The organism is Vibrio agarilyticus (genome assembly GCF_012641465.1).
Lineage (GTDB): Bacteria > Pseudomonadota > Gammaproteobacteria > Enterobacterales > Vibrionaceae > Vibrio > Vibrio agarilyticus.
Window position 1 is genome coordinate 117,891 of sequence record NZ_JABAIK010000011.1, and the last position, 10,311, is coordinate 128,201.

The 10,311-nt window shown below is 47.1% G+C and carries 13 protein-coding genes, 1 tRNA gene and 1 rRNA gene; 7 read left to right on the forward strand and 8 right to left on the reverse strand.

What is annotated here, in order from left to right; translation table 11 throughout:
* Positions 1-26: 26 nt before the first annotated feature.
* From flgG to flgB, 6 genes are read right to left on the reverse strand one after another with little or no spacing between them, the layout of a single operon-like run.
* Positions 27-812, reverse strand: coding sequence for a flagellar basal-body rod protein FlgG (flgG, locus tag HGP28_RS12590; RefSeq protein ID WP_168836819.1), 786 nt, complete (start codon positions 810-812; stop codon positions 27-29).
* A 24-nt stretch (positions 813-836) separates the two neighbouring features.
* Positions 837-1,571: a flagellar basal body rod protein FlgF gene (locus HGP28_RS12595; RefSeq protein ID WP_168836820.1), complete on the reverse strand. Its 735-nt coding sequence runs from the start codon at positions 1,569-1,571 to the stop codon at positions 837-839.
* An 11-nt stretch (positions 1,572-1,582) separates the two neighbouring features.
* The gene (gene flgE, locus HGP28_RS12600; RefSeq protein WP_168836821.1) at positions 1,583-2,788 is read right to left on the reverse strand and encodes a flagellar hook protein FlgE; all 1,206 of its coding nucleotides are present in this window, start codon (positions 2,786-2,788) and stop codon (positions 1,583-1,585) included.
* A 39-nt stretch (positions 2,789-2,827) separates the two neighbouring features.
* Positions 2,828-3,508 carry a flagellar hook assembly protein FlgD gene (gene flgD / locus HGP28_RS12605; RefSeq protein ID WP_168836822.1) on the reverse strand — a complete coding sequence of 227 codons (681 nt, stop codon included), beginning with the start codon at positions 3,506-3,508 and terminating at the stop codon, positions 2,828-2,830.
* On the reverse strand, positions 3,508-3,942 hold the full coding sequence (gene flgC, locus HGP28_RS12610) for a flagellar basal body rod protein FlgC (RefSeq protein WP_168836823.1): 435 nt from the start codon (positions 3,940-3,942) through the stop codon (positions 3,508-3,510). The genes flgD and flgC overlap by 1 nt, the downstream gene beginning before the upstream one ends.
* Before the next feature lie 2 nt (positions 3,943-3,944).
* Positions 3,945-4,304: a flagellar basal body rod protein FlgB gene (flgB, locus tag HGP28_RS12615; protein ID WP_168836824.1), complete on the reverse strand. Its 360-nt coding sequence runs from the start codon at positions 4,302-4,304 to the stop codon at positions 3,945-3,947.
* Between the two features lie 191 nt (positions 4,305-4,495).
* Between flgB and flgA the strand changes: the two genes are divergently transcribed.
* The 7 genes from flgA (at position 4,496) to HGP28_RS12650 (ending at position 9,396) form a co-directional block, all read left to right on the forward strand.
* Positions 4,496-5,179 carry a flagellar basal body P-ring formation chaperone FlgA gene (gene flgA / locus HGP28_RS12620; RefSeq protein ID WP_168836825.1) on the forward strand — a complete coding sequence of 228 codons (684 nt, stop codon included), beginning with the start codon at positions 4,496-4,498 and terminating at the stop codon, positions 5,177-5,179.
* A gap of 174 nt (positions 5,180-5,353) precedes the next feature.
* On the forward strand, positions 5,354-5,635 hold the full coding sequence (gene flgM / locus HGP28_RS12625) for a flagellar biosynthesis anti-sigma factor FlgM (protein ID WP_168836826.1): 282 nt from the start codon (positions 5,354-5,356) through the stop codon (positions 5,633-5,635).
* Positions 5,636-5,655: 20 nt separating this feature from the next.
* Positions 5,656-6,090, forward strand: a complete 435-nt coding sequence (gene flgN, locus HGP28_RS12630) for a flagellar export chaperone FlgN (RefSeq protein ID WP_168836827.1) — start codon at positions 5,656-5,658, stop codon at positions 6,088-6,090.
* 33 nt (positions 6,091-6,123) lie between these two features.
* Entirely contained in the window at positions 6,124-6,855 is a 732-nt protein-coding gene (locus tag HGP28_RS12635; protein WP_168836828.1) for a lytic transglycosylase domain-containing protein, read from the forward strand.
* Positions 6,856-7,214: 359 nt separating this feature from the next.
* Positions 7,215-7,940, forward strand: a complete 726-nt coding sequence (locus HGP28_RS12640; protein ID WP_168836829.1) for a basic amino acid ABC transporter substrate-binding protein — start codon at positions 7,215-7,217, stop codon at positions 7,938-7,940.
* Positions 7,941-8,000: 60 nt separating this feature from the next.
* The gene (locus HGP28_RS12645) at positions 8,001-8,678 is read left to right on the forward strand and encodes an amino acid ABC transporter permease (protein ID WP_211091979.1); all 678 of its coding nucleotides are present in this window, start codon (positions 8,001-8,003) and stop codon (positions 8,676-8,678) included.
* Positions 8,671-9,396, forward strand: coding sequence for an ATP-binding cassette domain-containing protein (locus HGP28_RS12650; RefSeq protein ID WP_168836831.1), 726 nt, complete (start codon positions 8,671-8,673; stop codon positions 9,394-9,396). Before HGP28_RS12645 ends, HGP28_RS12650 begins: the two co-directional genes overlap by 8 nt.
* A 505-nt stretch (positions 9,397-9,901) precedes the next feature.
* Here the strand turns inward: HGP28_RS12650 and HGP28_RS12655 are convergent.
* A tRNA-Asp gene (locus HGP28_RS12655) sits at positions 9,902-9,978 on the reverse strand.
* A 58-nt stretch (positions 9,979-10,036) separates the two neighbouring features.
* A 5S ribosomal RNA gene (gene rrf, locus HGP28_RS12660) occupies positions 10,037-10,153 on the reverse strand.
* Positions 10,154-10,311: the final 158 nt, after the last annotated feature.

Genomic DNA, 10,311 nt, shown 5'->3' on the forward strand with positions numbered 1-10,311 from the left:
ATTCGGGTTCCTTTTAGCAGGAGAAATTACATCGACTGAGAAACGAATTTCAGCATTTCATCCGCGGCAGAGACGACTTTTGCGTTCATCTCGTAGGCGCGTTGTGTGGTGATCATATCGACCATCTCTTCAACAACGGCAACGTTAGAGCCTTCCAGCGCGCCTTGCTTGATGGTTCCCGCGCCATCTTCACCCGCAATCAGCTCCTGCGCCATGCCACTGGCTTCTGTCTCACGAAATAGGTTGCCACCCAGCGCTTCTAAACCTGCCGGATTGATGAAGTTTGCGAGGGTTATTTGTCCCAACTGCTGCGCCGTCGCATCTCCGGGCGTAGTCGCTGTGACATTGCCATCCACGCCAACAGAAATTGACAGCGCATTTTCAGGGATCTGGATTTGTGGCTCTAACGGCAGACCTTGGCTGTTGACCATTAAGCCTTCAGCGTTGACATGAAATTGGCCATTACGCGAATACACAATTTCACCGTCTGAGTTTTCGATTTGGAAAAAGCCTTGGCCCATCACTGCCAAATCCAACTCTTGGCTGGTATTTTGCGTATTGCCTTGAGTAAAGACTTTTTGTGTTCCCACAACGCGAACACCGCTGCCAAGCTGCACGCCACTTGGCAATTGGTTCATGTCATCCACTTGCGCGCCCGGTTGACGTTGAATGCTGTAGAACAAGTCTTCAAACACCACGCGATCGCGTTTAAAACCAACGGTATTGACGTTGGCAAGGTTGTTGGAAATGGCGGTCATCTTCGTATCTTGCGCCGCCATACCGGTTTTACTCACCCAAAGAGCTGAGTTCATAATTTATTCTCCACGAAGCAACGCTTAACGCGCTGCCATTAATTTGTTACCCGCTTGAGCTAGGGTCTCTGCCGTTTTCATCATGCGCACTTGCATCTCAAAATTGCGCGTCAATGACATCACGCTGACCAGTTCATCAATCGCAGAAACGTTACTGCCTTCTAAATGTTCTGGCGCCACTTGCATCTGCGGATCTGCGTTAAACGGCACGCCATCTAGCGAATGAAACAGACCATCACTCTCTTTTTGCACTTGGTTTAGCGGCGGATTCACCAGCTTTAGATTACCCACCTGAATTTCCGCGCCACCGCCAGGAGGTACCACACTGATAACGCCACGCTCACTGATCTCAATCTTTTGATATTCTGGAATGATCATCGCCGCGCCGTCATCGCCCACGACGGGAAAACCGTTTACAGTTAATGCACCCGCTTGATCAATTTTGAAACCGCCCGCGCGAGTGTAAGCTTCATTTCCAATCGGAGTTTGCACGCCGAAAAAGCCATCACCCAAAATCGAGACATCCAGCGTTCGGCCGGTTTTTACGACCGCGCCCGGATCAAAGCGCGTCATTGCCGAGTTGGTCACGGCCATCGTTCGGCCATCAAAGCCAGCCCCTTGGATGTCAACGCTCTGTACTCGTTCCATGTCTGCGCGAAAGCCCGCAGTATCAGCGTTTGACAAGTTGTTTGAACGCACATGTTGCGCCTTCAAGACGCGGCTGGCTCCAGAAGCGGCGGTAAACAGTAAACTGTCCATCAGACCAATCCTTAAATTGCGTTAAAGAGCGCTTGAGTGAGCTCGTCGCTGGTTGAAATGGTTTTGGCGTTGGCTTGGTAGTTACGCTGCGCGGTCATTAAGCTGACAAGCTCAGTCGTCAAATCAACGTTGGAGCCTTCAAGCGCGCTTGGCGTCAAACCGCCCAATGTACCGGTTCCTGGTATGCCAATCACTGGCGCACCAGAGGCGAAGCTTTGGGTCCACGCCGTGCCATTCACACTGGTCAAGCCTTGAGTGTTAGCAAAATCAGCCAGCACCACTTGTCCTTGAACTTGTGATTGACCATTGGTGTAAGTGGCATAAACCAAACCGTTATCTTCAACGCGCACACCTGAGAGTTCACCAGAGGTGTAACCATTCGGGCTGTTGGTGCTCACGCCAAACGTGGCACCAAATTGCGTGCTACCCGCAAGATCGATATCAATGCTCATCGATTCAGCGCCAGCGGCAGGAAATGACACGTTAAATGACCCAGTTGGCGAGGCCAACGTACCGTCGGTATTAAATGTCACAGGCAGGGTTTGGACCGGAGTTGGACTACCGTCCACTTGAACATTGACTTGCCATTCGTTGGCGGCCGTTTTGGTGAAATACTGCGTTACGGTATGAGCGTTGCCCAATGAGTCATACACTTTTGAGGTGTAAGATGAGTTAAATGTGCTTGGGTCGTTGGGATCAAATGGGGTTCCTGTGGTCGGATCCAAATCAATCACATCAGCACTGGCATCAAAATTGGCTACGAAATCAAGCTGGTCTGTCGCTTTTGCCGCCAAAGATGAGGTTGATACTTTGATGTCACCCACAGCACCTGTCAGCAAGTTACCATTGGCATCCACGCTATAGCCTTGCAGCTTAGTGCCCATGTTCGAAACAATCAGGTTATTGCTGTCAGTACCAAACACGCCAGAGCGGGTGTACACCATTTGACCTGCGCTGTCTTTGGTGACAAAAAAGCCCGTACCATTGATGGCCAAATCCATAGAACGACCGGTGCCTGTCACAGAGCCATTGGTGTCAAAGTTTTGCGAAATCGACGCGACTTCCACGCCACCGGCTTGCGCGCCGTTGTACACAGCAGAAAATTCGGTACGCGATCCTTTAAAACCAAAGGTCGATGCGTTAGCAATGTTGTGGCTGATGGTATTCAATTCTGTGTTGGTCGCATGTAGACCACTCAAACCAATATTAAAGCTCATGATGTTCCTCTAAATTTTTCGAGATTAAGTGGTGCTAACTTAAGCGCCAAACTGACTAATTTGATAGAAAGGCACACTGCCAACGCCGGTGACATTCACCAAAGCGGAACCGCCGGTACTAGGAATGCGAACTTGCTCGACTTTGCCAGCCAACAGAATATTAGGCTCCGCTTGGCCTTCTTGAACTTTGACCGAGACGGTGTATTCACCCGGTTTTAACCCCAACTCTTCTGGGTTAATTGAAAATTCAACGTCACCTGCGCCATGCGCGCCAAGAGGCACTTCTGTCGTTTGACCATAAGCGTCTTTCACCACAAGCGTGACTTGATTTGACGCATGGCTTAATTCAATTTTTCCCTGTTGGACGTCGTCGCCAAGAGTAAAATTGTCGCTGGCAACATAAACCGTTTCACCGACCAAGCCTGCGGTAGAGAGCACTTGCATGTTGTCTAATAGCACCATGCTGTTTTGCATCAGGCCAGACATGTTTTCCATACTCTGTACCTGAGAAAATTGTGCCAGCTGGCTGACGTATTCTGTGCCATCCAGCGGGTTGAGCGGATCTTGATTTTGGATCTGCGCCACCATCAAGGTGATAAATTCATTTTGTAGCGCCGATGAGCTGTTCATGTCATTCGGGTTACTGGCTACCGTAGCCTCATTGCTCACCGTGCTAACGGGTGAATCAGCGGTTAATGCGGTGTATTGTGCGATGCTCATTAGCTGCCTTGTCCTAGTTTCAGCAGCCCTTGCTGCATGCTTTTTACGTTAGCCATCACTTCCACGTTGGTTTCAAACGCGCGAGTAGCTGACATCATATCGGCCATCTCAGACACCACATCGATACCAGGGTAATAAACATAGCCGTCATCATCGGCAAGCGGGTTATGTGGCTCAAACCGTTTTTCCGCCTGATTTTGTCCTTGAACCACGTCAACAATGCGCACTTCGGCATTGGGGTAAAGCTGCTCGCTTTGGCTTAGTTGTGCGTTGCTGTATACCGTTGCAAATACCGGTTTCAATGCTTTGTAAGCATCGTTTGGGTTAGCAGCCACTGCGTCTGCGTTGGCTAGGTTACTGGCCACGGTGTTAAGACGCACCGTTTGGGCCGTCATTGCCGAACCCGCTATCGAGTAAATGTCAGAGAAAGCCACGATTAACGTCCTTCAATTGCTTTTGCCAACCCACTAAACTTCATATTGAGAAAGGTTAAGCTGGTTTGAAAATCCATGTTGTTCTGGGTAAATTTGGCTTGCTCTACGCCCAGCTCAACCGTGTTACCTGTCGTGCTATTTTGATAAGGGACAGCGTATTGTGCCGAAATCTGCATTTCTGGTTTTTGATGACCACTGGCTGAATTCAGCCCGCTCATCACAGTGTTAAAACTCAAATCGCGCGCCAAATACCCTGGAGTGTCAACATTCGCTAGGTTACTGGCGAGGACTTTGGTACGCTGGACACGAAAATTAAGTGCGTCTGGGTGAATACCGAGCGCATCATCAAACGTGATCGCCATGCGTTTCTCCTTTCCATTCGTTTCGAAGGTAAGCCTAGTAACAACAAGAAACATGCCAATATTTATATGATTATTTTTCAATCACTTACATGCATGGATGGAAGATGAATTTCCGCCTAACGGAAGTCTTCACAGTGAAGAGGAAACATCGATACTGCCGATCCTTTTTGATTGGCGTCGGTGGCATAATTTTGGGGTTACTTGACCAGGCTCAAGCACAAACGCTTTCGGTTGAATCGCTGACTCAATGGGTCGAGCAATCGTTTGAACGCGAGGTTCAAACCCTCGCGGCTACCCAGAAATGGTCTGATTATCAATTGGACTTTGACGTGCGCGTGCCGACGGCGGCCAATCATTTGCCTCGCTGCTCGGTACCATTGACCTCAACAGGTCGAGATCAGCACGCGTTGCCAATTGGCTACCTTAAGCGTGCTATTTCATGTGATAGCCCAAACCAAAACTGGCGCATTAATGTCACTATCCGCAGCACCCTAACGCTGCCTGTCGCGGTGGTCAAAACCACTGTAGAACGCGATGAGACACTGTCATTGACTCACGTTGCATTGGAAAAGCGCACCCTCAATCGAGGGAGTCTATTTTTTACTGATTTGACATTACTTGCAGATTTCCGCGCCACGCGACGATTGCGCCCAGGACAGGTGGTGCTAGCAAATCAACTTGAACGTGTGCCGCTGGTATCCAAGGGCAACCAAGTCGTGATTACTGCTCGGCAGGGGGATTTTAGTGCAACAATGAAAGGAGAAGCATTAGAGGAAGGTCATCACGGCGCGCAAATTTCAGTGCGCAATCTCAGTTCAAACACCATCATTAAAGCTTGGGTGAGCGGACGCGATCGCGTAGAAACGCGCTTTTAACACACTATTTTTTGACTCAAGTTGGCAGTTTTATCACAATTAACTCGCTTAACGACGCAAGCATCATATAAAACATAAATGACTCAAAAATCGTCATCATCGATTTAATCTTGTTGCTATTGTGGTCGCATTCTTAAAGTAAGCCCCTCTTTCAGAGACGAATGAGTACCCGTAATGAAAATCGATAAAGTTGCCGGCGGTCACGTACCGCAAAGTTCACTCAAACAAACGGCTCGTCCTGTACTGGAAACGCCCGTTCGTAAGCCAGCGCAAGAACCCCAGCTTAACGCGAATGTGACGGCACTTGAGCAGGCTCAGCAACAGCTTAAAACGCTACCCGATGTCGATATGGCAAAAGTAGAGAGCATTAAAAATGCGCTGCAACGCGGCGAATTGGACTTGAACATGGCGGCACTGGCCCAGGCGGTAATGAAATATCATACCGGCCATGAGTAATCATACGATCAAAGGTAGCTATGGCCATTTCAGCATCTCAACTCATTCAGCAATTCTTACGCTCGGTTAGTCAAGAAACCGCGCTATATCAGCAGTTGTTGACGTTGCAACATGATCAACACACTCTGTACTTACAATTTAGTGGGCCAGAGCTCGAGCATAATCTTGACAAACAGCAACCTTTACTAACGCAGTTAAAGCAAGCGGCGCAGCAGCGTAGCACCGTTCTTCAGCAGCTGGGGGTGGGTAATACTCCCCAGGGGGTTGAGCGAATCATGAAGGCTCTACCTGAGGCGCTGCAATTAAAAGCGCGTCAGCAATGGCATGCGCTTGAGCGCGCCATAATACACTGCCAAGAGGCTAACCAACGTAATGGCCAAACCAGCGCCACTTTTCATGAATTGGTAGAGCCACTGCTCCATCCACGAAGTGACACCTACCAAGAGCCACTCTGAGCGTCCAAGCTCTGCCTTGGCCTGAGTTTGTTTATGCTGACATGCCAGCGCATTTTTCTCAGAGACATACCGTTCGCTCAAGCGCTGCTATTTTTCGCATTGTCGTTAGGGTTGAGTGCTCAGATATACGCGCAGCCTAATGCGGTAAAAATCGAACAACAATACGCAACGCTGTTACCCCACCAAACGCAAATAGAGCAACGCCTCACAGAAAATCAGTCACTAATCCAATACATTTTACGCCGACTCAGACATTATCAATTACCCGCTCAACTCGCACTGCTACCCATGCTTGAATCGTCATTCAATGTTGATGCTGTTTCACCAGCTAAAGCCGGCGGGTTATGGCAATTGATCCCTGAAACGGCGAGACGCTTTGATTTAGTTGTAAATCAAGAGCAAGATCAGCGATTTGACCCCTATGTGAGCACTGAAGCTGCGCTGCGTTATCTTCATTTTCTCTATCACAAATTTGACCGTAACTTAGCGCTCACGCTGGCTGCTTATAACGCCGGCGAAGGTCGCGTTTGGCGAGCGCAACATAAGGCCGGCAACACTCTGTTTTCAGAGCTTAAACTGCCACAAGAGACCGACCGATATGTGCATCGCTTCTTCGCCTTAATCCGTTTATTTGGCGTCCCAAAACAGGGGAGTTGGCCCGTCGTGCCATCGGGTTCATTACCTTCAACGCCGATGATAAACCAATATCAAAAACGTCCTGCATTAATCGATTTATCCCCCCTACCGCCATTGATTGATTTGTGAATATTCTGCCGGAAGGCTCATTTAGCGCACATTCCCCTTCAAGCACGTTAGTAAATGCGGTCATTACTAGGGCGTGCCACTAGCTTTATAAATGTCACGCATATTCAGCAGGAATAACATCACGACTTTCAATTAATCCAAACGTCATTCATCTGAAAATCCGCACATAAACCACCAAATAAAATTGAATATTGCATCACATTTGGTGAATTATTATTTACACCAAACAGTGAATTGCTTATAGTGATTTACAGGATTGAACGCCAAATAACTTGAAATTTAACGTGTTATAACTAGTGCTATGGCATAAACGCTATTTTCAGTTCGTTGGGCATAAGCAGATGTAAAGGAATAGACTTATGAAAAAAATCATTGCGGTAGTTGGACTCTCTTTGGCAGCACTCGTTGGCTGTGGTGAAGAGGAAAATGTTCTTGTCGTTGGTACAAATGCAGCATTTCCACCATTTGAGTATATGGGTGGTCCCAATGGTGATGAAATTAAAGGCTTTGATATCGACATCGTGGCACAAATTGCCAAAGACAGCGGAAAAACACTCAAAGTCGAAAATATGGCCTTTGACTCTCTCATTGTGGCGTTAAATGCAGGTCGCATTGATATGATTGCGGCGGGGATGACCATTACTCCTGAACGTCAAGCAAACGTTGATTTCTCTGAACCGTATTATGAAGCCACTCAAGTGGTGGTCACAATGAATGGCAATAATTCAATTCAAGCCATCGACGATCTCAAAGGCAAAAAAGTGTCGGTTCAATTAGGTACAACTGGCGATATCATGGCAAAAGAGCTAGGCGCGGATGTGGTGGCATTCAACACCGGTTTCGAGGCCATGATGGAACTCAAAAATGGCCGCGTTGACCTCATGTTATTTGATAAAGAACCCGCGAAAAACTTGCTAAAGAAAAATCCGGATCTGACGCTGCAAAGCTTGCCTTTTAATCCAGAGTACTATGGTTTAGCAATGGTAAAAGGAAACAAAGATTTACTGACTCAAGTTAATGCTTCACTTGCTAAAATGAAAGCCAACGGTGACTTTGACGCACTACTAAACAAACACATCAAGTAATTCCCACTGGGCTTTTCATGATGGTGTCATGGAAAGCCCTCAAAAGAAGTCACCGTATTGATGCAAGCACTTATTGATTCCCTATTTACTCCTATTGGTAATGACGGCCTAGTCGGTATTTACCTCATTCTCAACGGGCTAAAAGTCACCCTGTTGGTCACCTTCTTTGCCATGATTGTCGGCTCCATCCTAGGTATCTGCGCAACCTTGATGAAAATGTCTGGCAAATGGTATCTAAGCTGGCCTGCGAACCTTTATGTTAGTGTGATCCGTGGCACCCCAGTTGTTGTTCAGCTCGTGATCCTCTACTTTATTGTCCTCGCGTCACTTGATGTCGATAAAATTACAGCAGCCGTGATCGCTTTTGGTCTCAACAGCGGTGCATACATCTCTGAAATTATTCGCGCCGGAATTCAAGCAGTCGATAAAGGCCAAATGGAAGCGGCTCGGTCATTAGGTTTATCACAAAGCCAATCAATGCAAATGGTGATATTCCCACAAGCACTTAAAAACATTCTTCCCGCTTTAGGCAATGAGTTTATCGTTCTGCTGAAGGAAACAGCTGTAATTGGCTTTATTGGCGGTGTTGACCTGATGCGTGCAGGAGAAATCATTCGAAGCCGTACATTTGAAGATGTCGCCCCTTTATTTACTTGCGCCATTATTTATCTATTACTGACCTACACCTTTACCTTTCTGTTAAGCAAATTTGAATATAGGCTACAACAAAGTGATTAGAGTCCATAACTTACAAAAGAGCTTTGGTGAGCACCATGTTCTCAAAGGCATTACTGAGATCATCGAGCAGGGAGAGGTCGTTAGCATTATCGGGCCATCCGGTAGTGGCAAAAGTACCTTTTTACGTTGTTTGAATCTTCTTGAACAGCCGACCGGAGGGGATGTCTTTATCGATGATGACGCCATTACCGCACCTAATGCTGATATCGATAAACTTCGTCAGCGCGTTGGAATGGTATTTCAGAACTTTAACCTTTTCCCTCATAAAACCGTTTTGCAAAATATCACGATGGCCCCCGTTAAACTCGGCATCATGAGCCAGTCCGAAGCGGTTGATAAAGCAAAAGAGTTACTCACTCAAGTGGGTCTATTGGAAAAATGCGATGTATACCCATCCAGTCTCTCTGGTGGGCAAAAACAACGCGTTGCTATAGCTCGCGCGCTTGCCATGCAGCCAGAATTGATGCTATTTGACGAACCAACATCGGCACTTGATCCTGAAATGGTCGGCGATGTACTCGACGTAATGAAGTCTCTTGCGAAGGCGGGAATGACCATGGTCATTGTGACACACGAAATGGGCTTTGCTCGTGAAGTGTCAGACCGAGTACTATTCATTGATGGGGGAGAAATTGTTGAACGTGGTACACCAGAACAAATATTTACTGCACCTCGACAAGAACGAACACAATCCTTCCTAAGTAAAGTATTACGCTAGTGACTACCCCTAAACCGGCTAACCGCTCTTAAAGAGCGGTTTTTTATCCCCATTAGCTTAATTTTCAGAGAGTCATACCAACGACATTAATTGATGTAATCAATTGGGCCAGTCTCTAAAGCAAAGTGAAATAGCTCGATTCTGGTTCGCAGCAAATCGATGCCTAGCTACGCAGATGCAATGAACAATGTCGTCATAGTTACTGAAACAGCGGTTAGCGAATCCGTTCTGTCTCAAGCAACTCCGTGCTTGTTCTATTGGTTTTGATTCGTGTGAATATGGTGGGATCGGAAGAATCGTTAAGTTTGAGCGTTATTTTTGAAGATAACGTTGATACCAACTCGCATGGAGTATGATAACAACAGAGTGTTTATCTAATGGAGTTGCATTTGAGATCAACGATAAGAACATTCGCATCGTATCCATATTGATAATATAGTGAAACGATGACTTCTGTTCCCGATGAAACGACAAAACCCAGTCCTAAGACTGGGTTTCTAATAAATGGCGGAGCGGACGGGACTCGAACCCGCGACCCCCGGCGTGACAGGCCGGTATTCTAACCAACTGAACTACCGCTCCACACGGTCTCTGTTTAAAGTCTTATCTCTTAAGCGCTTCAAACAGATGAATGTTCAAAGCCTGGCGATGTCCTACTCTCACATGGGGAAACCCCACACTACCATCGGCGCTAATTCGTTTCACTTCTGAGTTCGGAATGGAAATCAGGTGGGTCCAAATCGCTATGGTCGCCAAGCAAAATTCTTGTTTTTACTTTCAGCTTTTCTAAAAACTGAAGGCAAAATAATCTGGAAAGCTGTTAATGCGTTCTCTACACATTCAATCGTTCTTAATCGAGTCCATCAAAACCCTTTGGGTGTTGTATGGTTAAGCCTCACGGGCAATTAGTACAGG